Source organism: Mycobacterium sp. NGS48, from assembly GCF_059812585.1.
This window is the reverse complement of the sequence record NZ_JCALCY010000009.1, coordinates 101,381-124,177: the sequence shown is the minus strand read 5'-3', so window position 1 is coordinate 124,177 and position 22,797 is coordinate 101,381. Positions and strand designations below refer to the sequence as shown.

Genomic DNA, 22,797 nt, shown 5'->3' with positions numbered 1-22,797 from the left:
TGCCCCCTTGGTGGTCAGGCGCTTACCTCGCTGCGGTCGCCGCTCCACAGCGTGTGGAACTTGCCCGGCTCGTCGATCCGGCCGTAGGTGTGCGCGCCGAAAAAGTCACGCTGGGCCTGGGTAAGTGCGGCCGGCAGCCGTTCGGTGCGCAGCGCGTCGTAATACGACAGTGCCGAGGAAAAGCCCGGAATCGGAATACCCATCTGAGTTGCCGCGGACACCACCCGACGCCAGCTGTCGATCGCCGACTCGACGGCACTGCGAAAGTACGGCGCGACAACCAGACTGGCCAGATCAGGCTCGGCATCGAAGGCTTCCTTGATGCGGTTGAGGAACTTCGCCCGGATGATGCAGCCGCCGCGCCAGATGGTCGCCAGATCGCCGGGGGTGATATTCCAGTCGTATTCGGCGCTGCCGGCCTGAATCTGGTTGAAGCCCTGCGAATACGCGATGATCTTGGACGCGTACAGCGCTTGACGGACGTCTTCGGTGAAGGTGTCCGGGTCGGCGGGTCGCTCGCCGAGCCGGCCCGACGCCAGGCCGACGGCGGCCTTTCGCTGAGCCACCGAACCCGAGAGGGCGCGGGCGAACACCGCCTCGGCAATACCGGTTACCGGAACACCGAGATCCAGAGCGGATTTGACGGTCCAGCGGCCGGTGCCCTTCTGCTCGGCCTCGTCGAGGATGACGTCCACCAGCGCTTTGCCGCTCTTGGCGTCCTTTTGTCGCAGCACCTCGGCGGTAATCTCCACCAGGTAGCTGTCCAGGTCGCCGCCGTTCCAGTCGGTGAAAATGTCAGCGATCTGCGGTGCCGTCAGGCCCAGCCCGTCGCGCAGCAGCTGGTAGGCCTCGCCGATGAGCTGCATATCGGAGTACTCGATGCCGTTGTGCACCATCTTGACGAAATGCCCGGACCCGTCGGGACCGATGTGGGTACAGCACGGCACGCCGTCGACATGGGCGGAGATCTCTTCGAGCAGCGGACCCAGCGATGTGTAGGACTCGGCCGGCCCACCCGGCATGATCGACGGCCCGTTGAGCGCACCTTCTTCGCCGCCGGAGATGCCGGCCCCGACGAAGTGCAGCCCGCGCTCGGCCATCGCGTGCTCGCGACGGATGGTGTCGGTGTAGAGCGCGTTACCGCCGTCGATGATGATGTCGCCTTGCTCCATGGCGTCGGCGAGCTCGTTGATGACGGCGTCGGTAGCCTCACCGGCCTTGACCATGATCAGCACCCGGCGCGGTCTTTCCAGCGCGGCCAGGAACTCCGGAATCGATTCGCTGCGCACGAAGTTGCCGTCGGAGCCGTGCTCGGCCAGCAGCGCGTCGGTCTTGGCGATCGAGCGATTGTGCAGCGCCACGGTGTAGCCGTGCCGGGCGAAGTTACGGGCGATGTTCGAACCCATCACCGCCAAGCCGGTGACTCCGATCTGCGCAGTGCCGGCAGCAGCGTTCGATGGTGACGAGCTCATGTGTTCGCCTCTCAAGTCGGGACCCTGTCCAAGTGTTTCATCACACACTGTGGCACAGCAGGATTCGGGTAGTCGCAGCGTATTCGCCGAAGGCGGGGCTTCGGTCTAGGCGAACAGCCGGTGCAGTTCGGTGAGCCACGGTACGGCCAAGGCGACGGTGGGCACCACCAGCAGCGCGGCTGCGGCCAGATAGGCGCTCGTCGCCAGCAACAGGCTGTTGCCTCGCCCGGACAGCCGGCGTACCCGCAGCACGGTGTGCGGGCCGCCAGCGGCCAACGCACCCAATGGTGTGCGGCCCGACGCGCAGGTCACCAAAGCTCGGGCCAGGGGAGTGCGACCTGCTGCGCGTACCGCGGCATCGTCTGCCAACAGCTCCACCAGCAACTGCACCGCGTCCAGCGCGCTGGCACTGCGGACAAAGCGGGGAAAGGCGGCGTGCACGGCGGTGAACGCCTCCAGCACGAGGTCGTGGCGGGCGCGCAGGTGCGCGCGCTCGTGGCTGATGATGGCGGCCACTTCGGTGTCGGTCAGCGAGTCCAGCGCTCCCTCGCTGACCACCACGCGACTGCGGACGCCGGGCAGACAATAGGCCAACGGCTGGGCGACCTCCAGGATGCGCAGCCCGTGGGCCCGGGTGCAGGCCCGGGCGGAAACCACGTCGGGTGCGACGCCGAGCAGGTCGACGAGCATGCGGTGATGGGACCGCCGCCGACGGGTGGTCACCGCCACACGGATCACGGCGGCCACCAACCGGGCCCCGATCAACAGCGTGAGGGCGAGAACGGCAATGTCCAGCACCCACAGCGGCCAGCCGAATCGCCCGATGTCGCCGGCCAAAGTAGCCGTCGGCCACCCGTCGGGTCCGGGCACCAGCAGCCGGCTGGCAATCGCGATACCCGCGCTGAACGCCGAGAGCACACCTGCCACGGCGATGGCCTGCCAGAGCACGACGGCGGCGCGGGGCGCACGCAATGGCCAAGCCGCTCGCGCCAGCAGGGCCGGTATGGGGCCGACCAGCAGCAGCGCGAGGAGAGTGAAGGCCAGCGCGGACACGCTGCCAGTGTCCCTCAGTTCTCGGGTGGAATGCCAGCCGATCGGCCAGATGGGGACGCGGAACGGTGACTGGACTCCAACTCGTCGAGCGCCCGCCGCAGCGCGTCTGCCTCGTCGGCACCGACACGTTCAACGAAATGCACCAGCGCGGCTTGACGACTACCGGAGTCCGCCGCTTGGTCGAGCGCATCGACCATGAGTCCGGCAACCAGTTCGTCGCGACTGTGCACCGGCGCATAGCGGTGCGCACGGTCGTCGCGGATTTGGGACACCAAGTTCTTCTTGGCCAACCGCTGCAGCACGGTCATCACCGTGGTGTAGGCCAGATCGCGCCGCATTGACAACGCTTCATGTACCTGGCGAACGGTTTGAGGTTCGGGTGCGGACCACAGGTGATCCATCACCGCACGTTCGAGGTCACCTAAACGCGTTTGCTTAGCCATATAGGTTCATCTCCTGAGCAATGACGTAAGCGTACCCCCGCTTACTACCGGCTGTCGTACCGAACCGCTGAGAGAACACCCCCCGCCAGCCGGATTTATCGTGACCCGACCTATCGACCGGCGGGAACGGCGGGCGGAATCGCCGGCATTTCGGGGATGTGAGTGTCGTCACACGGTCTCACCTCGGCTGGTCGGAGATTAGTATGGTTAGCCTAACCAAACTAGCAGGAGGTGCGGGTGGCCATTGCGGTAGACGACCCACTGATCGCGGGGATGGCCATCCGCCGGACGCTGCCGCTGCATGAGTCCAGCCGACGGCTTCGGGAACTGTATCCGCACTCGCCACGGGTGTACGGCGTCGCAGTGCTCGCCGACATCTCGCTGCGCCGGTGGTGGCCATTGGAGTTGGTTGTCACCACCGATCGGCTGCAGGTGATGTTCGACGGCGCTGCGGCCGAGATGGACGGCCACTTCGCCGCTCGCGACCTGGCCGCTGCGCTGGTCCATACGGTGATCGGGCGGGTAGTCGCGCTGCTGATGCTCGAGGGGCGGGCGTGGGACATCGGCCTGGAGAACTTGTGGGTCCACAGCGACACCGAGGGCGCCATCGACTGGGTGGCCGTGGTCGATCCGACGGTGCGGGCACTTCCCGACGATCCCTGCTTCACCCGGGCTGACCAACGCCGGCAACGAGACACCGTGGTGCAGTTTCCCGGCGAGGCTGCGTTGGCCACCTGGGTCGCACATCGCGGGCACCGCACACTGGCGCCGCTGTTCGCCAAGCTGCATACGGTCAGCGACGGCGCGCTTTCGGTGGCGGCAATGTGGCACATCGTCGGAACGGCCGTGGTGACGGCAGCGACACAGGTGCCGCAACTGGCCGCAGCCAGTGAGCTGACCGGGATGCGGCGCGGCCAAGCGGTGCTCGACGCACTGCTGGGTTTCGGCCTGCCGGTGCGTGGCCATTCCAACCGGCGGCGTGGAGCTCTTGCGAAATTAGGGCAGCCTTGCCTATGCTGACTGGCATCGAGCGATGATGACCGCGGCAGAGTCCTGAGGGCTGCAGTGACCCCCGGTCTACTCGATCGGCGAGCCCCGTGCCTGGTGCGCGGGGCTCGCCCGTTTCGGGGAGTCGAACATCGAATGGTGTAGACACAAGGACGTGGAAGCTGTGCCAAGCCTCACCGACGCCGACGCACCGTTCGACAAGGAAATCGGGCTGGTGTTCACCGAGCTGAGCCCCGATGGCGCTCGCGCGCAGCTCGAAGTTCAGCCAAAGCTGTTGCAGCCGTTCGGAATCGTGCACGGTGGCGTGTACTGCTCGATGGTCGAGAGCATGGCCAGTGTGGCCGCCTACACCTGGCTGGCCGCCCATGGCGGCGGTGCCGTCGTCGGCGTCAACAACAACACCGACTTCCTGCGTGCCATCGGCAGCGGCACGGTCTACGGGGTCGCCGAGCCGCTGCACCGCGGCCGGCTTCAGCAACTATGGGTGGTCACCGTGACCGGCGACGACGGGCGGATGGTCGCCCGCGGTCAGGTGCGGCTGCAGAACCTGGCGGCACCGCCGAGTTGAGTCCGAGCGGCTCTCAGGCCCAGCTGGAGCCGACGGCGGAGTCGGTGGAGGCCATGTTGTTGCCGGCCGTTTGGACTTTTTGGCCGTGGGCGTTGGCCTGTTCGTAGATCACCTGGAAATTGCGGCCCAGTTGGGTGATGAACTCTTGGCAGGCCACCGAGCCCGCGCCGCCCCAAAAGTCGCCGGCAGCAAGCACATCGCGGACGATGGCCTGGTGTTCGGCTTCCAGGGAGGCGGCCTGGGCGCGGATCAGCGCGCCGTGGGCATCGACGTCACCGAATTGGTAGTTGATGGTCATGGCGGGTTCTCCTAGCTGCTCAGGATCTGCTGGGACGCTTGTTCTTGGGATTCGTAGTTGTTGGCGTCGCGGATCAGCCCGTCGCGCACGCCGTGGAGCATGTTGACGATGTTGCGAAACGCGGTGTTCATCTGGCCCATGGTGTCGTGAGAGGTCAGCTGGGCGGTCCCGGTCCAGCCGGCTCCGGCGATGTTTTGGCTCGACGCCCACATTTTGCGGGCCTCGTCCTCGACGGTCTGGGCGTGTACATCAAAACGGCCCGCCATATCCCGCATCGCGTGCGGGTCGGTCATAAACCGGGTAGTCATTGAAGTCTCCTTCAGAAATCAGCGAATGAGATTGTTGCGGTGATCGAGTCACCGCATGGTTGATCGTCGTCCCTTGGCCTTGCGCTTAGCCTCCTCCGGATCCCGGCGACGGGAGTCAGCCATGCCACGCCCGGACATCGTCATCAGCGGCGCCCCGCCCAACAACGGCATCCCGCCGAGCATGCCGCCTTCTGTCGCAACCACATTGGCGATCGGTAACTCGGCGGCGGCCAGACGCATCTCCGGGGCCGCGGTGGCCCAGCCCTGCGGCACCGACATGCCGCTCAGGGAGGTCGCCCGGCCGATACCGGCGGACACCGATGCCCCCGCCAGGCCGGGGGCTCCCTCCACCGGCGTGAGGCCCAATGGCACAGCTGCCGCCGCGGCGGCGGGCGCCGTCGCTCCCAGACCTAAGGGAGACGGGAGCGCGGCACCGGCAATGGCATATTCGGGAAAGAACGCGGCAATGATCGCGGTATCGAAGAGGGCGTCCTGAGGCAGGGCCCAGATGTCCGAAAGCGACCCCAAAGTATCGAGACCCGGAATCGACCCCGTTGGCGCTGCTGCCTGCAGCGCCTGCGAGACCGAGGCGTGCCCGGCCGACGTACCGGTAGCCTGGGCGACCGCCGCGTTCTGCGCAGCCGTCCCACCGGGATTGGTGGTTTGCTGCGGTGCCGTGAACGGTGTCACCTGGGAAGCGGTCTGCGAGGCCGCGGCGTAGCCATACATCGCGGCGGCGTCCTGGGCCCACATCTCGGCGTAATCGGCCTCGTTGGCCGCGATGGCCGGGGCGTTCTGCCCGAGGATGTTGGTGGCTACCAGCGTCACCAGCTCAGTCCGGTTGGTGGCAATCACCGGCGGGGGCACCGTCATCGCATAAGCGGCCGCATGGGCGGCCGCCGCGGCCTTGGCCTGAACGCCGGTTTGTTGAGCCTGTGCGGCGGTAGCGCTCAACCACGCCGTGTGCGGTGCGGCCGCCGCGGCCATCGACGCCGATGAGGCACCCACCCACGGTCCGCTGGCCAGCCCCGAGACCACCGCCTCGTAGTTGGCCGCGGTGGCGTAAAGGTCGTTGGCCAGTTCGTCCCAGGCGACCGCGGCGGCCAACATCGGCGCCGAGCCGGGACCGGCATACATGCGGCCGGAGTTGATCTCCGGCGGCAACGCTGCGAAATCCATACCTGCCCGTCTCTACGTCAGCCCGCAGCGATCGCGTTGGCTGCCTCAGTGGCCGCGTAGGTGGCCGCGCTGCCAGTGAGGTTTTCCGCGAACATCTGCTGGATGGCCGCAGCGTGAGCACCGACGGACTGGTACATCTGGGCTTGCGCAGCGAACCGTGCGGCGGTCAGCACAGATACTTCGTCGGCGGCTGCCGGAACCACCCCGGTCGTCGGCGCAGCTGCCGCCGCATTTCGGGCCGCCAGCCCAGACGCGATACCGCTTAAGTTACCGGCTGCCGCCATCAGCGCCTCGGGCTGTGTGGTTACGAAAGACAATGACTTCTCCTTTACTAAAGACAACGGCTCCAATAACTACCTAGCCGGACGGCAGTTGTGAAAGTGCGTTAACCGTTTCTTAACCTGGTTAACGGCGTTTTAACGTCGCTGCGTGCGCGGGTCGTTACCGCCGAAGCGGACCGCGGCCCCTGCCGCCATGGCGATGCCGGCCGCAGCACTGAGGAGTCTCTGACGAGCCAAGACACGCAATGTGACGCGCGAAATTCCCTGGGTGGTCGCCATTGCGGCCCGAGCGCACAACGTGCACTCACGCACCTTGCGTCACAGCGGCATGGGCGGCGGGGCACGATGTGGCGACCAGATTTAACCTTCCGCCCTCGCCGAGCGGTGAAAGATATGTAACGTGAATTTAACGCCAATACGGCCGATCTGATTTCGCAAAATCCCATCCGCTTTGCTAATGGAGCGCGCAGTCATTAGCGGACTCCCGGCATCTCCTGTTATGCGGAATACGCGCTAGCTGGCGGCCTTGGCGGCCTCGCCTTGGTGCGCCTCGGCAGCCAATACGGCCAGCTGCTCGAGGCGGGTGCGGGCGAAGGCCTGCTGCTCGGTGATGGTGAGCTGGCCGCGCTTACCGCTCAGGAAGGTCACCGTCCAGGACAGCACCGTGGTGATCTTGTTCTTGAAGCCGATCAGGTACACCAGGTGCAGCATCAACCACGCCAGCCAGGCGAACAGCCCGCCGAACTCCAGCGGACCGATCTTGGCGACCGCCGAAAACCGCGACACCGTGGCCATCGAGCCCTTGTCGAAGTATTGGAACGGCTCCCGCTCGGCCGCATCGGCGCCTTCGAGTTCGGCCTTGATGGTGCCTGCGGCGTACTTCGCCCCCTGGATGGCGCCCTGCGCCACCCCGGGAACGCCGTCGACGGCCGCCATGTCGCCGACCACAAAAACGTTGGGGTGACCCGGAATCGAGAGATCGGGCAACACCTTCACCCGTCCCGCTCGGTCGAGTTCGACGCTGGATTGCCGGGCCAGGTCCCTGCCCAGTGGGCTGGCGGACACCCCGGCCGACCACACCTTGCAGGCCGATTCGATGCGCCGGGTGGTGCCGTCGGAGTCTTTGACCGTGATGCCGTTGCGGTCGACGTCTGTGACCATTGCGCCGAGTTGGATCTCGACGCCCATTTTCTCCAAGCGCGCCGCCGCCTTCTGACCGAGTTTGTCGCCCATCGGTGGCAGCACCGCGGGAGCGGCATCGAGCAGGATTACCCGCGCCTTGGTCGAATCGATGTGGCGGAACGCTCCCTTGAACGTGTACTCGGCCAGCTCGGCGATCTGCCCGGCCATTTCCACGCCGGTGGGACCGGCGCCGACGACGGTGAAGGTCAGCAGCTTCTCACGCCGCTCAGGATCGCTGGACCGCTCGGCCTGCTCGAACGCGCTCAGGATCCGGCCCCGCAACTCCAGCGCGTCGTCGACGGACTTCATGCCTGGGGCGAACTCGGCAAAATGGTCATTGCCGAAGTAGGACTGACCGGCGCCGGCGGCGATGATCAGGCTGTCGTACGGGGTCTCGTAGGTGTGACCGAGCAGCTCCGACACGACGTACTTGCCGGACAGGTCGAGATGCGTGACGTCGCCGAGCAGGACCTGGACATTGCGTTGTTTGCGCAGGATGACACGGGTCGGGGGAGCGATCGCTCCTTCGGCGACGATGCCCGTGGCCACCTGGTACAGCATCGGCTGAAACAGATGATGGGTGGTGCGGGCGATCAGCTTGATGTCGACGTCGGCCCTTTTCAGTTTCTTGACCGCGTTGAGTCCGCCGAATCCGGATCCGATGACGACGACCTGGTGCCGCCGACCTGATGCAGCAGTGTCTTCGGGTTGGGCACTCATGTTTGCGGGTTGCTCCTCGACGGCGACTGCGTTCATTAACACGGTAGTCGCCCGCCCGGGCACTGATCGACGCCGACGCTGTGTGATCAGCCACACCGCAACCACCGGGTGTGACGCGCCGCTTCTGCGGCCGCACTTGCTGGTGTGTCCGAGTCCGCAATCGGGTAATCGCAGCAAAGGAAGTCAGAGGAGGACACAGTGGCGAAGGATCACGGTTCCAGCGTCAAGAACGACAAGCAATACGAGGGCTTGCGCGAAAAAGGGATGAGCAAGTCACGGGCCGCGGCGATTTCGAATTCCCCGGGGTCGTCCAGCCGCGGCGGCAAGAGTTCGGGCAGCAGTCAAAGCAATCGCAGCAGCGGTAGCGGCAGCGGCGGAAATCAGTCTCAGAAAAAGGCCGCCGGCCGAAAAGGCGGCAAGAAGTCGAGCTGATCGACGAACAGAATTGGGGCCGGCGAATCGCCTACCCGAAGTGAGCCAGCGCGCCGTGGCTGACGTGCAGCAGTTGACCGGTGATGTGCCGCGCCGCCGGCGTGGTCAGGAACAGCGCCATCCGGGCGACCTCAGCGGCAACCGTCGGCGGCATGCTGGTCAGACCGTCATAGCCCGCGTGGGCGCTGCGGCCGGCGGCGACGGCGTTGACGGTGATTCCGCGCGTGCCGAAAACCGTCGCCTGGCCGGCGGCCCAGTTGGCCAGCGCTGCCTTGATTGCGGCGTCGGCACTGCCGGCGGGCGGGTTCTCCGGCACCACGCTGACAATCGAGCCACCGGAGCGCAGATGATCGCCCACCGCCTGCACGGTCAGCACCGCCGAGAGCACGGTGGTGTCCAGCGCGTTGCGCCAGGCTGCGGCCAGATCGGCAATTGAGTAGGTGCGGGGGTCACCGGCGTCCCAGCTTGGCGCCGGCACGTTGACAATCGTGTCGAGGTGATGGGGGAACAGCCCGCGAACCTCGGTCAGACTGGCCGGGTCAATAGTGTCGCAGACAATCGCGTCGACATCGAGTTCCTTGGCGGCCACCTCGAGGTCGTCGCGCCGTGCACCTGCAATCGTGACCTGGTGACCAGCATCCCGAAAGCCCTCGGCGACGACGCGACCCAGTTCGGTGTCGCCTCCGGTGACTAGCACCTCCACTGCCATGTCCTCCTCGTGTTCAACGCTGAACCCGGTTACGGGCACTTCGCCTCGATTTCAGTCGATGTTACTGGACGGTAGCTAGCGGTGGAACTCCAGACGCGGAACAACTCGCACACCATTTGGGTAACGGTTGCGCCTCGCCACGCCGCACCCCGGTCCTTCCCGCCTGGCCGGGTTAGGGTTTGACGCATGCGTCGGATATGGCTGATGGCCTGTTGTGTTGTGCTGACCCTGGTGGCGAGTCTGACCGGCTGTGGCTCCAGAACCCCATCGCCGGCACCGTCGTCGTCGAAGTCGCCGGCTCCGGCAACTCAGTCGATCGTGGTGTTCGCCGCAGCCTCACTGAAGCCGACGTTCACTGAGATCGGCGAGCGCTTCAAGACCGACAATCCCGGCGCGAACGTCGATTTCAACTTCGCCGGGTCCTCGGATCTGGCCACCCAATTGACCCAGGGCGCCAGCGCAGACGTTTTCGCGTCGGCGGACACCGCGCAAATGGATACTGTCGCCGGCGCCGGATTAATCGCCGGCACACCGGTCGATTTCGCATCCAACACCCTGGTGATCGTCACAGCTCCGGGCAACCCGAAGAGTGTGACGTCGTTCGCCGACCTCACCAAGCCGGGATTGAACGTGGTGGTGTGCCAGCAGCCGGTGCCCTGCGGAGCCGCGGCGCGGCGAATCGAAGACAAAGCGGGCGTGCAGCTCAACCCGGTCAGCGAGGAACCGAATGTGACCGACGTGCTGAACAAGGTCGTTACCGGCCAGGCCGACGCCGGCCTGGTGTACCTCACTGACGCGGCCAATGCCGCCGACAAGGTCACCACCGTCGACTTTCCTGAGGCCGCCGACGCGGTGAACGTTTATCCCATCGCGGTGCTCAAGAAGGCGCCGCAGCCTTCGTTGGCGCAGAAGTTCGTGGATTTGGTGACCGGTGAGCCCGGCCAGAAGATCTTGGATCAGGCGGGCTTCAAGAAGCCCTGACGAGCAGCATTGAAAACACCATCCGGGCTGCCGCGCTGGGTTTACGTGCCCGCTGCGGTTGGCACGATTTTCGTGCTGACGCCGCTGGTGGCAGTTGCGGTCAAAGTCGATTGGCCGCATTTCTGGTCGCTGATCACCAGCACGTCGTCGCGCACTGCGCTGCTGCTGAGCGTGAAGACCGCGGCCGCCAGCACCGCCTTGTGCGTAGTGCTCGGCGTGCCGATGGCGTTGGTGCTCGCGCGCAGCCGCATGCGACTGGTGCGATGGCTGCGACCGGTCATCCTGCTGCCGCTGGTGCTGCCGCCGGTGGTCGGTGGCATCGCGCTGCTGTACGCGTTCGGCCGGCTCGGACTGATCGGACGGTATCTGGACGCCGCGGGTCTCAACATCGCATTCACCACCGCCGCAGTGGTTTTGGCACAGACCTTCGTGTCTTTGCCGTTTCTGGTCATCGCGCTGGAGGGCGCGGCCCGCACCGCGGGCGCCGACTACGAAATTGTGGCAGCGACGTTAGGGGCCCGGCCGAGCACGGTGTGGTGGCGGGTGACCTTGCCGCTGTTGGTGCCCGGCTTGGTTTCCGGTGCTGTACTGGCGTTTGCGCGTTCGCTGGGGGAGTTCGGGGCGACGCTGACGTTCGCCGGTTCGCGCCAGGGCATCACCCGCACGCTGCCGCTGGAGATCTATCTGCAACGGGTCGCCGACGCCGACGCGGCGGTGGCGCTGTCGATCCTGTTGGTGGCGGTCGCGGCTGTCGTCGTGCTCGGCGTGGGCACCCGCAGGCTGTCCGGAGTGGGCGCCGGGTAGTCGAGCATGAGCGAACTGCAGCTTCGCGCCGTTGTTGCCGACCGCCAATTGGACGTGCAGTTCTCAGTGTCCCCGGGCGAGGTGCTGGCGGTGTTGGGGCCCAACGGAGCGGGCAAGTCGACTGCGTTGCACGTGATCGCGGGCCTGGTGCGGCCCGATCAGGGTGCGGTACGCCTGGGTGACCGGGTGCTTACCGACACCGCCGCCGATGTGCATGTGGCGACCTACCAACGCCGCGTCGGATTGCTGCTTCAGGATCCGCTGCTGTTCCCGCACATGAGTGTCGCCGCCAATGTGGCCTTCGGACCGCGCAGCCGTCATCGCACGTTGTGGGCCGGCCGCCGCAGCGGACGGGCGGAGGCGCTGCGCTGGCTGGGCGAGGTGGATGCCGAGCACCTGGCTGATCGTCGGCCGAGCCAGCTTTCCGGCGGTCAGGGTCAGCGGGTGGCGATCGCGCGGGCGCTGGCCGCCGAACCCGATGTGCTGCTTCTCGACGAGCCGCTGTCCGGGCTCGACGTCGCGGCCGCCGCCGGGATCCGCGTGCTGCTGCGCAAGGTGGTCGCCCGAAACCGGCGTGCCACCATCTTGGTGACCCACGACCTGCTCGATGTGGTCACGCTGGCCGATCGGGTACTGGTGCTCGAATCGGGCCATGTTGCCGAAATCGGCCCGGTGGCCGAGGTGCTGGCCGCGCCACGCAGCCACTTCGGCGCCCGCATCGCCGGCGTGAACTTGGTCAACGGAACCATCTGCGCCGAAGGAACGGTGCTGGACCGCTCGGGATCGCAGTGGCACGGCAACGCGGTCGACGATCTCGCGACAGGGCAGCACGCGGTTGCGGTGTTTAACCCGGCCGCGGTGGCGGTGTTTAACGAGCCGCCGCACGGTAGCCCGCGCAACACCGTCGCAGTGACGGTCGCCGAGTTGAATAGTCGCGGTCCGGTGGTCCGGGTGCGCGGCGAGGAGCAATCCGATGGCGCGCCAGGATTGGCCGCCGACATCACGGTCGACGCTGCCGCCGAGCTTCGATTGACGCCCGGGCAGCGCGTGTGGTTCACCGTCAAGGCCCAGGAATTGGCGCTGTACACCGCCCCGCATAACCGACTGCCTTCATAACGGCTGGCAAACAAATCACAATGTCAGCAATCCACACTTGCGTCACGGCTGTAACACGGTAGGTTCGTCGCCATGAGGCAGGTGGATTCAACTCCGACTCGGCCTAGGGGGTTCTGGGCAAAGCTGGCGATCGCCGCGGTGACCGGTGCCAGCGCCGTTACCCTCGCGTTGCCGACGATCACAGCAAGCGCCGATCCAGTGGTACCACCGGGACCCGGACAGCCGGCGCCGCCACCGGCCGGGGCCAACCCGCCGGCGGATGCGGCACCGGGCCCGGCCGGTCCCAACGCCGCGCCGCCGGCCGCCGATCCGGTAGCGGCGCCGCCCGGAACCGATCCGAACGCGCCGCCGCCGGTGGCCGACCCGAACGCGCCCCAGCCCGGGCGGATTGACAATCCGCCCGGCGGATTCAGCTACGTCATTCCGGCCGGCTGGGTGGAGTCGGACGCCACCCACCTCGACTATGGGTCGGTGCTGCTCAGTAAGGAGACCGCTCCGCCACCCGCGCCCGACCAACCGCCGGCAGTGGCCAATGACACCCGCATCGTTCTCGGCCGGTTGGACCAAAAGCTCTATGCCAGTTCGGAAGCCGACAACACCAAGGCCGCGACACGCCTGGCATCCGATATGGGCGAGTTCTTCATGCCATATCCCGGCACCCGGATCAATCAGGCAAGCACCCCACTGAACGCCAACGGTGTGGCCGGCAGCGCGTCCTACTACGAGGTCAAGTTCAGCGACGCCGCCAAGCCCAACGGCCAGATCTGGACCGGCGTGGTCGGTGCGCCTCCGAACGCAACGCAGGGCACCCAGGCCCAGCGGTGGTTTGTGGTGTGGCTGGGGACCGCCAACAACCCGGTGGACCAGAACGCGGCGAAGATCCTGGCCGAATCGATCCGTCCGCTGGGGGCACCTCCGGCGGCTCCGGCTCCAGCGCCCGCCCCCGGCGCCCCGGCGCCCGCGCCCGCTCCAGGAGCACCGGCACCAGCACCGGCACCAGGAGCACCAGCACCGGCTCCGGGAGCGCCAGCACCGGCTCCGGGAGCGCCTGCGCCTGCTCCGGCGCAACCGGCTCCTGCGCCCGCCGCAGGACCGGGTCCCGTCACCGCCGCGTCGGCGGGGGGCACGGTCTCGACCTGAGCGGCAGTTCACCAGCTCGTTTCCTGAGTTAAACGACCGTGTCCGTTAGGGCGTCCAAATCGTTACGCTGACCGGGTATATGTGTAGCGATCGCTAATCGTTCATGATTGGTCCGGCGGGTCCTTGTCGCATTCGTCGCCGCAAGAAGGAGCTGATCGTGGTCTTGCACATCATCTGGTTGATCATCCTCGGTCTTATCGTCGGCGCGATTGCACGACTCATTGTGCCCGGCAAGCAGCCCATGGGCTGGATTCTGACGGCACTGCTCGGTATCGCCGGAAGTTACGTTGGCGGCACTCTGGGCAGCATGGTCTTCGAACCTCACACGTTCGATATCCATCCTCCGATCAAGCATTCGTTCTTAGGTGGTCTGATCGGCGCGATAATCCTGCTGCTGATCTACAAGTTCATCGCAGCACGGACCTCGAGGACCTAACCGCTAACCCCTTGCAGCCGTGGGGAACCCGCGCGCTGAGACCACGATGATCGCGTGGCGGGTGCGCCGACCCGGCCCGATGAACACCGGTCCGCTGGAACGGGTTACCGGCGCGGTACCGCGTCCAGGCCGGTCCGAGCTGCTGGTCGCGGTGCAGGCATGCGGGGTGTGCCGCACCGATCTGCATGTCGCTGAGGGCGAACTGCCCGTGCACCGCGAGCGGGTGACGCCGGGGCATGAAGTGGTGGGCGAAGTCGTCGAAGTCGGCCCCGATGCCGGCAACGAGTTCGCCGTCGGCGACCGAGTCGGGATCGCGTGGCTGCGGCACACCTGCGGTGTGTGTCAGTACTGTCGCCGCGGCGATGAGAACCTGTGCCCGCAGTCGCGCTACACCGGTTGGGATGCCGACGGCGGCTACGCGGAATTCGCAACGGTTCCTGCCGCGTTCGCGCATCACCTGCCAAGCGGTTACCGGGACAGCGAACTGGCTCCATTGTTGTGTGCCGGCATCATCGGCTACCGCTCCCTGCTGCGCGCCGAGCTGCCGCCCGGGGGCCGACTGGGGCTCTACGGCTTCGGCGGCAGCGCCCACATCACCGCCCAGGTCGCACTGGCGCAAGGGGCCGAGCTGCACGTGATGACCCGCGGGGAACGCGCCCGAAAACTGGCCCTCGATCTCGGCGCCGCCTCAGCCCAAGGCGCCGCCGAACCGCCGCCGGTGCCGTTGGACGCCGCGATTCTGTTCGCCCCGGTCGGCGAGCTGGTGCCGCCGGCGCTGGAAGCGCTGGATCGTGGCGGCACGCTGGCGATCGCCGGCATCCATCTGAGCGATATCCCCAGCCTGAACTACCAGCGGCACCTGTTCCAGGAACGTCAGATCCGGTCGGTGACGTCGAACACCCGCGCCGACGCGCGAGCCTTCCTCGACTTCGCCGGGCAGCACCCCATTCAGGTGACGACCCCTGAATACCCCCTGGCGCAAGCCGATCGGGCCCTCACTGACCTCGCCGAGGGCCGCATCGCCGGCGCCGCCGTGCTGCTGGTGTGATCGCCCTCAGGTGGACAGCTGCCACACCAACGCGGCGGCCAGCGCCCCCAACCCGTTCAGCGACCAGTGCAAGGCGATAGGGGCGATCAGGCTGCCGCTGCGCCGCCGCAGCCAGCTGAACACGAACCCGGCCATCCCGGTGGCGAACACGGCCAGGGTGACACCGGCCAGCATGCCGACCACGCCACCGCCGAACAACCGGGTGAAGCCGACATTGCTGCTGGTCAGACCTAACGATGTCGCGATGTGCCAGAGGCCGAACAGCAGCGAGCCCGCCACCGCGACACCGCGGAAGCCCCAGGCCCGGTTCAGCGCGCCGTGCAGCACGCCGCGAAACGCCAGTTCCTCGGGGATGACGGTTTGCAGCGGAATGATGATCATCGACGCCACCAGCGCACCCGAGATGGTCGCGTAGTGGTTGTTCAAAAACATCGGCCGAGTCACCGGCAGCAGCGCTCCGACCGCAACCACCGACACCACCAGCAGCACCGCAGCCAGCGCATACCCGATGCCGGATTTCCAGTGCTCGCGGCCGAGGCCGAGTTCGGCCCAACCAAGGCCGTTGCAGCGCAGCAGGATCAGCAGGCCGACAGCGGCCGCGGGAACGGTGGCAATGCCCGCCCACGTAGTGGTGAAATGCGCGATCAGGTTGGTCAGCGCCAACACCACGACGACGACGGCGACGTCGACGTAGACCCGGAACCGGTTCAGCGCCGAGAGCTGCGACGCCAACGGGTGCGGTTGAATCACCGCCTCTTGACCGGCCATTTCCCTAGGTTACCCACTCGGCTCCCAGGTCCAGTCAGAGATCTGCGGGTCATCCTCCCCGTGCTCGCGCGTATAGCGGCGGGCGGCCAGCCGGGCGTCGGCCATCCGTTGGCGCAGTTCGGCGGCGCGGCTGCCCAGCCCGTCGACCCGGTCGATGACATCCATCACCAGATGGAAGCGGTCGAGGTCGTTGAGCATCACCATGTCGAACGGCGTCGTGGTGGTGCCGCGCTCGTTGTAGCCGCGCACGTGCATGTGGTCGTGGTTGGCGCGCCGGTACGTCAGCCGGTGAATCAGCCAGGGATAACCGTGGTAGGCGAAGATCACCGGGGTGTCGGTGCCGAACAACGCGTCGAACTCGCGGTCGTGCATGCCATGCGGATGCTCGGATTCGGGCTGCAGCCGCATGATGTCGACGACGTTGATCACCCGCACCTGCAGGTCGGGCAGCTCTCGGCGCAAGATGTCGGCGGCGGCCAGCGTCTCCAGCGTCGGGATGTCGCCGGCGCAGGCCAGCATCACATCGGGATCGGCCGTGGCGGTGCTCGCCCATTGCCAGATGCCCAGGCCGCGGGTGCAGTGCGAGATCGCCTGCTCCATGTCGAGGTAGGCCAGCGCCGGTTGCTTGCCGGCGACGATCACGTTGACGTAGTCGCGGCTGCGCAGGCAGTGATCGGCCACCGACAGCAGCGTATTGCCGTCCGGGGGCAGGTAGACCCGCACGATTTCGGCGCGCTTGTTCGCCACCAGGTCGATGAATCCTGGGTCCTGGTGCGACGCGCCGTTGTGGTCCTGGCGCCACACATGCGAGGTCAGCAGGTAGTTCAGCGACGCGATCGGCCGCCGCCACGGCAGCTCACGGCTGGTGGCCAGCCACTTGGCGTGCTGGTTGAACATCGAGTCGACGATGTGCACGAACGCCTCGTAGCAGTTGAACAGCCCGTGCCGGCCGGTCAGCAGGTAGCCCTCCAGCCAGCCCTGGCACAGGTGCTCGGAGAGCACTTCCATCACCCGGCCGTCGGGTGCCAGGTTCTCGTCGTCGGGCGTGGTTTCCGACAGCCACACCTTGTCGGTGGATTCGTAGACCGCAGACAACCGGTTGGAGGCGGTCTCGTCGGGACCCATCAACCGGAACCGGTCGGCGTTGCGGGCGATCACGTCACGCAGGAAGGTGCCCAGCACTCGCGTGGCCTCATGGAGGACGGCGCCGGGCTGTGTGACCTCCACGGCATAGTCGCGGAAGTCCGGCACGTCCAAGTCGTGCAGCAGCAGGCCGCCGTTGGCGTGCGGGTTGGCGCTCATCCGACGGTCACCGTCGGGCGCCTCCGCCCGCAGCTCGGGCCGCAACCTGCCGTCGTCGTCGAACAGTTCCTCGGGCCGGTAGCTGCGCAGCCACTCCTCCAATTGGGTGCGGTGCGAAGGGTTGTCGTGGGTCTCGGCCAGCGGAACCTGGTGCGAGCGCCAGGTGCCCTCCACGCGTTTGCCTTCCACCGTCTTGGGTCCGGTCCAGCCCTTCGGGGTGCGTAGCACGATCATCGGCCACACCGGCCGTTCGACCGTCTCGCTGCTGCGGGCGGCGCGCTGAATGGCAGCAATGTCATCGAATGCGTCGTCGAGCGCGGCGGCCAGCTGCTGGTGCACATTGGCCGGGTCGTCGCCGGCCACGGTGATCGGCCGATACCCGTAGCCGCGCAGTAGCGACTCAAGTTCGGTGTGCGGAATACGGGCCAGCACAGTCGGATTGGCGATCTTGTAGCCGTTGAGGTGCAGGATCGGCAGCACCGCGCCGTCGCTGGCAGGGTTGAGGAACTTGTTCGAGTGCCAACTGGCGGCCAGCGGCCCAGTTTCGGCTTCGCCGTCGCCGATCACACAGGCCACCACCAGGTCGGGGTTGTCGAACGCCGCACCGTAGGCGTGTACCAGGGCGTAGCCCAACTCGCCGCCCTCGTGGATGGAGCCCGGAGTCTGCGCGGCGACATGGCTGGGGATACCGCCGGGAAACGAGAACTGGCGGAACAGTTTTCGCAGCCCCTCGGTGTCTTCTTCGATCCCGGTGTACACCTCGCTGTACGTACCTTCCAGATACGCGTTGGCGACCAGTCCGGGACCGCCGTGGCCTGGCCCGGTAACGAAGATGACGTTGGCGTCGCGGTTGCGGATGATCCGGTTCAGGTGTGCATAGACGAGGTTGAGTCCCGGGGTGGTGCCCCAGTGCCCCAGCAGCCGCGGCTTGACGTGCTCGGGTGTCAGCGGCTCGCGCAGCAGCGGGTTGTCCAGCAGATAGATCTGGCCGACCGATAAATAGTTGGCGGCGCGCCAGTAGGCGTGGATGCGGTCACGTTCGTCGTCGGATAAGGCTGCTGGGGTTGCGGTTTGCAAGCTCATCACTCCGATTGTTCCCTGCCCGAGCGGCTAGCGGGCGAACTGCTCGACGAGGACCACTTGCAGCTCGCCTACCAGGAAGCCGAGTACGGCGCCGACCATCACCATGAGCATCTCGTCGTCTTTGAAGACGGGGCGGAGGATGGCTTCGTACTGATCGGGCGACAGCTTGTTCATCTTGTCGACGATGAGATTCTCGATGTCGAGCGTCTTGGCGGTGTAGTCCTTGGCCTCCTGCATCGTCTCCGGTAGGCGCTCGAGGAGCATCTGGATGACGGCGTCTTTGGCCTGGCGATACCGCTGGGTCCCGATCGCAAGCGTGATGAGTGGTTGTGCCATCCCGACCTGGGCGTCGACTGCTGCCGAGACTTCTTTTTCGATGGCCGCGAACAGCCGTTCGGCAGTGGGTCCGTGCAGGATCGCTTCGAGGAGCACATCGGGGGAGAACAGGTCGTTCGCCAAAATGCGGGCGTAGTCGCGGGTCACGTTGTCCCGTTCCGCGTGCAGCACGCCGTGCGCCGGGATGAAACCGAGCAGCTTCTTCGGCTCGCGGGGTATGAAGATGAGGTTCAGAGCCAGCCAGTCGCTGGCGAACCCGGTCACGAATCCGAACCCGGGCATGATCCAGGGATTGTGGAGCAGACCCCAGGCGACCATCTGCACGAGCCCGATCGCAAAGCCGAAGTAGATGCCGCTGCGGCGGATGAACTTCATTGCCGCCCCACCCATGCCCTGCATCAGCTCGTTGAGCTGGGTCTTGTTTTTCACCAGGATGGTGACGGCAAGGTATTGCAGATCGACGAACCGCGGCAAGTCGGTCTTCATTTCCGTAAGCAGGTTGTCGACAACTTCCGGGGCGGCGGCCTGCATCCGCGACAGCACGGCCTTGCGGCCGGCGGCCGGGATCGAGTCCCACAGGCCGGGGCGCACCTGCTCGGCGAGTTCGCGAGCCATCGCGTCGATGGTCCGAGTAAGCGGCTCGCGGAGATCGTCCACGGCTTGCCTGGCGTCGATCTTGTCGAGGATCTCCTCCGGTCGTAGCAGTTTGTCAGTGAGCATCTGGATGGTCAGCGCCGCCGTTTTGCCTGCGCGGCGCGGAACTACGCCCTGCCATCCGATCGGCCCGATGCCCACGAATTCGATTGGGCGGTAGAGCATCTGCAGCGCGACAAGCTTTGTGGTGTAGCCGACGAAGGCCGCGACCAGTGGCATCGACAGGTAAATGAACCAGTTCAGCTTGATGTCGGCGGTGATCTCGCCCCAGGATTGAATCGAGGCTATGGCCGACGTCGTCACTCCCGCTCCTGCGGCATGCTCGCCGCAGCCCAGAGTTCCAGCCCGAGCCCCGACAATCGCAGGATGTACTTTTCGACGCGCGCCGGGATCGGTCCGCGGGTCGCGCGCTTGACGGCTTCGAGCACGGCGGTGTCGGCGGCGAGGATCTCGTACTCGTCTTTCAAAGCGGAGTCCTCGGGACCGGACTCGACGAGCCCGAGCGACAGAAGGTGACTGACGTACATCGGGGTCAACTGCGGCAGTGCGAGGTTAGCGCTCTTGCCGATCAGCGACATGTTTTCCAGCACCACGTCACTCGCCAGTCCGGCACGGGTGCGGGCGTGGACGTTGAGCAACGGGGACGTGGAGCCGTCGGAGAGTGCGCTGATAATGCGTGCCTCGTCCGGCACGATCTGGTCGAGGATCTTGTGGAACAGCTCGTGGCGGCTCGACGCCGTGTTCTGCTCGATTGCGCGGTCGAGCAGGCCGTGCATCTTGACGTCGAGAGTTTCGGAGTCGGCATCGGAACGCTTCTCGATCTCGCCGTTGGAGAGGGGCGGTGCCGTTGGGGCCGCAGCCGGCGCGCGCATCCCCGACCGAATGAGCCCGAAGAGGCGCCTTTCGCCCCAGCTTGCGACCTTGATGGACGTGCGCACCGTCTGCTCTGCCAAGTCCACTAACCCGGCAGGGCCGAAAAGGGAAGACATGCGCTAAACCGTAATTAACCGCTGCCGTCGTTATTGCCGATTTGATCTGGGTATCCGACCGCCGCGCCCCCGCCAACTACGCTCAACGCCATGGTCGGTGTCGACGGCGGTGAGTTGCTGGCGTCGGTGCGGGTGCTTGACCTGTCCGCCGATGACGGCGACGCGGTCGGCCGGCTGTTCGCCGATCTTGGCGCCGACGTGCTCAAGGTGGAACCGCCCGGTGGCAGCCCCGCGCGGCGCCGGTTGCCCGCGCTGGGCGGGGCCAGCCTGCAGTTTGCGCTGCACAACGCCAATAAGCGCAGCACGGTGCTCGACCCGGCCGACGAGCAGGATCGGGTTCGGTTCGCCGAGCTCGCCGGCAGCGCTGACATCGTCGTGGACAGCGGGGTACCGGGGCGCGCCGCCGCATACGGAACGTCGTGCGCCGAGCTCGCCGATCGGTATCCGCACCTGGTCGCAGTGTCGATCACCGATTTCGGAACGACGGGACCGCGGTCGTCCTGGCGCGCCACCGATCCGGTGCTGTACGCGTTGTCCGGTTCGCTGGCGCGCTCCGGCCCCACCACCGGAACGCCGGTGTTGCCACCGGACGGCATTGCCTCGGCCACCGCCGCAGTCCAAGCCGCCTGGTCAGCGCTTGTCGCCTACTACCATCGGTTACGTTGTGGCACTGGCGATTACATTGACTTCTCCCGGTTCGATGCTGTGGTCATGGCACTGGATCCCGCTTTCGGCGCACACGGGCAGGCCGCCGCCGGCGTCCGCAAGCCCAACCGGTGGCGCGGGCGTCCGAAGAACCAGGACGCCTACCCGATCTACCGCTGCCGCGACGGTCATGTCCGGATCTGCGTGATGTCGCCCCGGCAGTGGCGCGGCCTGCGCCGCTGGTTGGGCGAGCCCGAGCAATTCCAGGATCCGCGCTACGATGTGATCGCCGCGCGATTCGCAGCCTGGCCGCAGATCAGCGTCCTGATCGAAGACTTGTTTGCCGGGCAGACCATGACCGAGCTGGTGTCGGCCGGACAAGCCAACGGGGTGCCGATCGCCGCGGTGCTGTCCCCGTCGCAGATCCTGGCCTCGGGACATTTCGCGGCAGCGGGCGCCGTTGCCGACGCCGAGTTAACAGCCGGTGTGCATGCCACTATCCCGGTCGGCTATTTCTCCATCGACGGGCAGCACACCGGGTTTCGCACACCGGCGCCGGCCGCGGGACACCACCAGGCTTCCTGGCTTGCCGATCCAGCGAGGGCGCCGGCCGCTAATGGCGTCTGGCAACGCCCGTTCGACGGGCTGCGGATCGTCGACCTGGGCATCATCGTCGCCGGTGGCGAATGCAGCCGGCTGTTCGCCGACCTGGGCGCCGAGGTCATCAAGGTCGAAAGTGCCGCCTATCCCGACGGATTGCGGCAAGCCCGCGCCGGCGACGCGATGAGCGAGTCATTCGCCTGGACGCATCGCAACAATCTCGCGTTCGGCGTCGATCTGCGCAACGCGGAAGGCAAACTCATCTTCAGCCGCCTGGTCGCCGACGCCGACGCGGTTCTCGCCAACTTCAAACCGGGAACGCTTGCCGCGCTGGGCTTTCCATACGAGGCCTTGCATGCCCTCAACCCGCGGATGGTGCTCGCCGAGAGCAGCGCATTCGGCGACACCGGTCCCTGGAGCGCCCGGATGGGGTATGGCCCGCTGGTCCGCGCCACCACCGGGGTCACCAAACTGTGGACCTCCGAGGAGGCCGCCGCCGACAGCTCGCGGCACCCGTTTTACGACGCGACGACAGTCTTCCCCGACCATGTGGTCGGGCGGATCACCGCCATCGGGGCGCTGGCCGCACTGATCCACCGTGCCCGGACCTCCGCCGGCGTCCGAGTCCACGTCTCCCAGGCCGAGGCCGTCGTCAACCAACTCGACACCCTCTACGTGGCCGAGGCCGCACGGGATGCGGGGCGCGCAGAGTTGCGCGACGACGCCAGCGTGCACGGCGTCTACCCATGCGCCGGCGACGACGAATGGTGCGCGATCTCGATCCGCGACGATGAGGATTGGCGCTCTGCCACAACAGTTTTCGGGTACACCGAAGCGGAAATGCCCCTTGCCGACGAGTTGGCGGGAATAGTATCGGCGTGGACGTGCACCCGCTCACCGGTGCAGGTCGCCGAGGCGCTGCAATCGGCCGGAGTCCCCGCCGGCCAGATGAACCGCCCGCCCGACATCCTCGAAGACCCGCAACTGGTGCACCGAAAGTTGTTCAGCGACATGAACCATCCGCTGTTCGACCACCCGCTGCCGGCCGAAACCGGCCCGGCGCCGTTTCGCCATATCCCGCCGGCGCCGCAGCGACCCGCGCCGCTGCCTGGCCAGCACACCCGCGAGATCTGCCGCAAGATCCTCGGAATGGGCAGTGAGGAAGTCGAGCAACTGATCAGCGACGGCGTGCTGTTCACTGACAACGTCTAAACCACCGTCGATCGCGAAAGGTTTCCCTGC

23 protein-coding genes are annotated in these 22,797 nt (G+C 66.5%); 10 read left to right on the top strand and 13 right to left on the bottom strand.

What is annotated here, in order from left to right; translation table 11 throughout:
* Positions 1-14: 14 nt before the first annotated feature.
* The 3 genes from gnd to AC5Y42_RS17040 all read right to left on the bottom strand — a co-directional run bounded on the left by gnd (position 15) and on the right by AC5Y42_RS17040 (position 2,968).
* Positions 15-1,472: an NADP-dependent phosphogluconate dehydrogenase gene (gene gnd / locus AC5Y42_RS17050; protein ID WP_499899767.1), complete on the bottom strand. Its 1,458-nt coding sequence runs from the start codon at positions 1,470-1,472 to the stop codon at positions 15-17.
* Positions 1,473-1,577: 105 nt separating this feature from the next.
* Positions 1,578-2,525, bottom strand: coding sequence for a M56 family metallopeptidase (locus tag AC5Y42_RS17045; RefSeq protein ID WP_499899766.1), 948 nt, complete (start codon positions 2,523-2,525; stop codon positions 1,578-1,580).
* Between the two features lie 14 nt (positions 2,526-2,539).
* Positions 2,540-2,968, bottom strand: coding sequence for a BlaI/MecI/CopY family transcriptional regulator (locus AC5Y42_RS17040; protein WP_065012883.1), 429 nt, complete (start codon positions 2,966-2,968; stop codon positions 2,540-2,542).
* A gap of 237 nt (positions 2,969-3,205) precedes the next feature.
* Here AC5Y42_RS17040 and AC5Y42_RS17035 point away from each other — a divergent pair, with 237 nt between their 5' ends.
* Both AC5Y42_RS17035 and AC5Y42_RS17030 read left to right on the top strand, forming a co-directional pair.
* Positions 3,206-3,988, top strand: a complete 783-nt coding sequence (locus tag AC5Y42_RS17035) for an iron reductase (RefSeq protein ID WP_499899765.1) — start codon at positions 3,206-3,208, stop codon at positions 3,986-3,988.
* A gap of 151 nt (positions 3,989-4,139) precedes the next feature.
* A complete protein-coding gene (locus AC5Y42_RS17030; RefSeq protein ID WP_499899784.1) occupies positions 4,140-4,544 on the top strand; it encodes a PaaI family thioesterase in 405 nt (134 codons plus the stop codon).
* A 13-nt stretch (positions 4,545-4,557) separates the two neighbouring features.
* On the opposite strand, the gene AC5Y42_RS17025 is transcribed toward AC5Y42_RS17030, so the two are convergent.
* From AC5Y42_RS17025 to AC5Y42_RS17005, 5 genes are all read right to left on the bottom strand, one after another.
* A complete protein-coding gene (locus AC5Y42_RS17025) occupies positions 4,558-4,842 on the bottom strand; it encodes a WXG100 family type VII secretion target (protein WP_065012885.1) in 285 nt (94 codons plus the stop codon).
* Positions 4,843-4,853: 11 nt separating this feature from the next.
* A complete protein-coding gene (locus tag AC5Y42_RS17020) occupies positions 4,854-5,150 on the bottom strand; it encodes a WXG100 family type VII secretion target (RefSeq protein WP_499899764.1) in 297 nt (98 codons plus the stop codon).
* 48 nt (positions 5,151-5,198) lie between these two features.
* Positions 5,199-6,329: a PPE family protein gene (locus AC5Y42_RS17015; RefSeq protein ID WP_499899763.1), complete on the bottom strand. Its 1,131-nt coding sequence runs from the start codon at positions 6,327-6,329 to the stop codon at positions 5,199-5,201.
* Positions 6,330-6,346: 17 nt separating this feature from the next.
* Positions 6,347-6,646, bottom strand: coding sequence for a PE family protein (locus tag AC5Y42_RS17010; protein ID WP_499899762.1), 300 nt, complete (start codon positions 6,644-6,646; stop codon positions 6,347-6,349).
* 477 nt (positions 6,647-7,123) lie between these two features.
* Positions 7,124-8,512 (bottom strand): NAD(P)/FAD-dependent oxidoreductase, encoded by a 1,389-nt coding sequence (locus AC5Y42_RS17005; RefSeq protein ID WP_499899761.1) that lies wholly within the window; start codon positions 8,510-8,512, stop codon positions 7,124-7,126.
* Positions 8,513-8,710: 198 nt separating this feature from the next.
* On the opposite strand from AC5Y42_RS17005, the gene AC5Y42_RS17000 reads away from it, so the two are divergent.
* Positions 8,711-8,944 (top strand): DUF7218 family protein, encoded by a 234-nt coding sequence (locus AC5Y42_RS17000; RefSeq protein ID WP_499899760.1) that lies wholly within the window; start codon positions 8,711-8,713, stop codon positions 8,942-8,944.
* A gap of 31 nt (positions 8,945-8,975) precedes the next feature.
* Here the strand turns inward: AC5Y42_RS17000 and AC5Y42_RS16995 are convergent, their stop codons facing one another.
* Positions 8,976-9,653, bottom strand: a complete 678-nt coding sequence (locus tag AC5Y42_RS16995) for an SDR family oxidoreductase (RefSeq protein ID WP_499899759.1) — start codon at positions 9,651-9,653, stop codon at positions 8,976-8,978.
* A 186-nt stretch (positions 9,654-9,839) separates the two neighbouring features.
* Here AC5Y42_RS16995 and modA point away from each other — a divergent pair, with 186 nt between their 5' ends.
* The 6 genes from modA to AC5Y42_RS16965 all read left to right on the top strand — a co-directional run bounded on the left by modA (position 9,840) and on the right by AC5Y42_RS16965 (position 15,178).
* A complete protein-coding gene (gene modA / locus AC5Y42_RS16990; protein WP_499899758.1) occupies positions 9,840-10,634 on the top strand; it encodes a molybdate ABC transporter substrate-binding protein in 795 nt (264 codons plus the stop codon).
* A 9-nt stretch (positions 10,635-10,643) separates the two neighbouring features.
* Positions 10,644-11,438 carry an ABC transporter permease gene (locus AC5Y42_RS16985; RefSeq protein ID WP_499899757.1) on the top strand — a complete coding sequence of 265 codons (795 nt, stop codon included), beginning with the start codon at positions 10,644-10,646 and terminating at the stop codon, positions 11,436-11,438.
* 6 nt (positions 11,439-11,444) lie between these two features.
* Complete coding sequence (locus AC5Y42_RS16980; protein WP_499899756.1) at positions 11,445-12,554, top strand: sulfate/molybdate ABC transporter ATP-binding protein; 1,110 nt, start codon at positions 11,445-11,447, stop codon at positions 12,552-12,554.
* Positions 12,555-12,626: 72 nt separating this feature from the next.
* Complete coding sequence (locus tag AC5Y42_RS16975; protein WP_499899755.1) at positions 12,627-13,694, top strand: alanine and proline-rich secreted protein Apa; 1,068 nt, start codon at positions 12,627-12,629, stop codon at positions 13,692-13,694.
* A 157-nt stretch (positions 13,695-13,851) separates the two neighbouring features.
* Positions 13,852-14,130 (top strand): GlsB/YeaQ/YmgE family stress response membrane protein, encoded by a 279-nt coding sequence (locus tag AC5Y42_RS16970; protein WP_499899754.1) that lies wholly within the window; start codon positions 13,852-13,854, stop codon positions 14,128-14,130.
* Positions 14,131-14,176: 46 nt separating this feature from the next.
* Complete coding sequence (locus AC5Y42_RS16965; protein WP_499899783.1) at positions 14,177-15,178, top strand: zinc-binding alcohol dehydrogenase family protein; 1,002 nt, start codon at positions 14,177-14,179, stop codon at positions 15,176-15,178.
* Positions 15,179-15,184: 6 nt separating this feature from the next.
* Here AC5Y42_RS16965 and AC5Y42_RS16960 read toward each other — a convergent pair whose 3' ends face one another.
* From AC5Y42_RS16960 to AC5Y42_RS16945, 4 genes are read right to left on the bottom strand one after another with little or no spacing between them, the layout of a single operon-like run.
* On the bottom strand, positions 15,185-15,946 hold the full coding sequence (locus AC5Y42_RS16960; protein ID WP_499899753.1) for a CPBP family intramembrane glutamic endopeptidase: 762 nt from the start codon (positions 15,944-15,946) through the stop codon (positions 15,185-15,187).
* 9 nt (positions 15,947-15,955) lie between these two features.
* A complete protein-coding gene (locus tag AC5Y42_RS16955; RefSeq protein WP_499899752.1) occupies positions 15,956-18,331 on the bottom strand; it encodes a phosphoketolase family protein in 2,376 nt (791 codons plus the stop codon).
* Between the two features lie 27 nt (positions 18,332-18,358).
* Positions 18,359-19,624, bottom strand: coding sequence for a DUF445 domain-containing protein (locus AC5Y42_RS16950; protein ID WP_499899751.1), 1,266 nt, complete (start codon positions 19,622-19,624; stop codon positions 18,359-18,361).
* Positions 19,621-20,310 carry an Abi-alpha family protein gene (locus AC5Y42_RS16945; RefSeq protein ID WP_499899750.1) on the bottom strand — a complete coding sequence of 230 codons (690 nt, stop codon included), beginning with the start codon at positions 20,308-20,310 and terminating at the stop codon, positions 19,621-19,623. Before AC5Y42_RS16945 ends, AC5Y42_RS16950 begins: the two co-directional genes overlap by 4 nt.
* A gap of 90 nt (positions 20,311-20,400) precedes the next feature.
* On the opposite strand from AC5Y42_RS16945, the gene AC5Y42_RS16940 reads away from it, so the two are divergent.
* Positions 20,401-22,767 carry a CaiB/BaiF CoA transferase family protein gene (locus AC5Y42_RS16940; protein ID WP_499899749.1) on the top strand — a complete coding sequence of 789 codons (2,367 nt, stop codon included), beginning with the start codon at positions 20,401-20,403 and terminating at the stop codon, positions 22,765-22,767.
* Positions 22,768-22,797 lie beyond the last annotated feature (30 nt).

What these genes read in the sequence shown, in the direction of transcription:
- gnd (WP_499899767.1), bottom strand. Translation starts at nt 1,472, where the DNA reads ATGAGCTCGTCACCATCGAACGCTGCTGCCGGCACTGCGCAGATCGGA.
- AC5Y42_RS17040 (WP_065012883.1), bottom strand. Translation starts at nt 2,968, where the DNA reads ATGGCTAAGCAAACGCGTTTAGGTGACCTCGAACGTGCGGTGATGGAT.
- AC5Y42_RS17025 (WP_065012885.1), bottom strand. Translation starts at nt 4,842, where the DNA reads ATGACCATCAACTACCAATTCGGTGACGTCGATGCCCACGGCGCGCTG.
- AC5Y42_RS17020 (WP_499899764.1), bottom strand. Translation starts at nt 5,150, where the DNA reads ATGACTACCCGGTTTATGACCGACCCGCACGCGATGCGGGATATGGCG.
- AC5Y42_RS17015 (WP_499899763.1), bottom strand. Translation starts at nt 6,329, where the DNA reads ATGGATTTCGCAGCGTTGCCGCCGGAGATCAACTCCGGCCGCATGTAT.
- AC5Y42_RS17005 (WP_499899761.1), bottom strand. Translation starts at nt 8,512, where the DNA reads ATGAGTGCCCAACCCGAAGACACTGCTGCATCAGGTCGGCGGCACCAG.
- AC5Y42_RS16995 (WP_499899759.1), bottom strand. Translation starts at nt 9,653, where the DNA reads ATGGCAGTGGAGGTGCTAGTCACCGGAGGCGACACCGAACTGGGTCGC.
- modA (WP_499899758.1), top strand. Translation starts at nt 9,840, where the DNA reads ATGCGTCGGATATGGCTGATGGCCTGTTGTGTTGTGCTGACCCTGGTG.
- AC5Y42_RS16980 (WP_499899756.1), top strand. Translation starts at nt 11,445, where the DNA reads ATGAGCGAACTGCAGCTTCGCGCCGTTGTTGCCGACCGCCAATTGGAC.
- AC5Y42_RS16975 (WP_499899755.1), top strand. Translation starts at nt 12,627, where the DNA reads ATGAGGCAGGTGGATTCAACTCCGACTCGGCCTAGGGGGTTCTGGGCA.
- AC5Y42_RS16965 (WP_499899783.1), top strand. Translation starts at nt 14,177, where the DNA reads ATGATCGCGTGGCGGGTGCGCCGACCCGGCCCGATGAACACCGGTCCG.
- AC5Y42_RS16960 (WP_499899753.1), bottom strand. Translation starts at nt 15,946, where the DNA reads ATGGCCGGTCAAGAGGCGGTGATTCAACCGCACCCGTTGGCGTCGCAG.
- AC5Y42_RS16955 (WP_499899752.1), bottom strand. Translation starts at nt 18,331, where the DNA reads ATGAGCTTGCAAACCGCAACCCCAGCAGCCTTATCCGACGACGAACGT.
- AC5Y42_RS16945 (WP_499899750.1), bottom strand. Translation starts at nt 20,310, where the DNA reads ATGTCTTCCCTTTTCGGCCCTGCCGGGTTAGTGGACTTGGCAGAGCAG.
- AC5Y42_RS16940 (WP_499899749.1), top strand. Translation starts at nt 20,401, where the DNA reads ATGGTCGGTGTCGACGGCGGTGAGTTGCTGGCGTCGGTGCGGGTGCTT.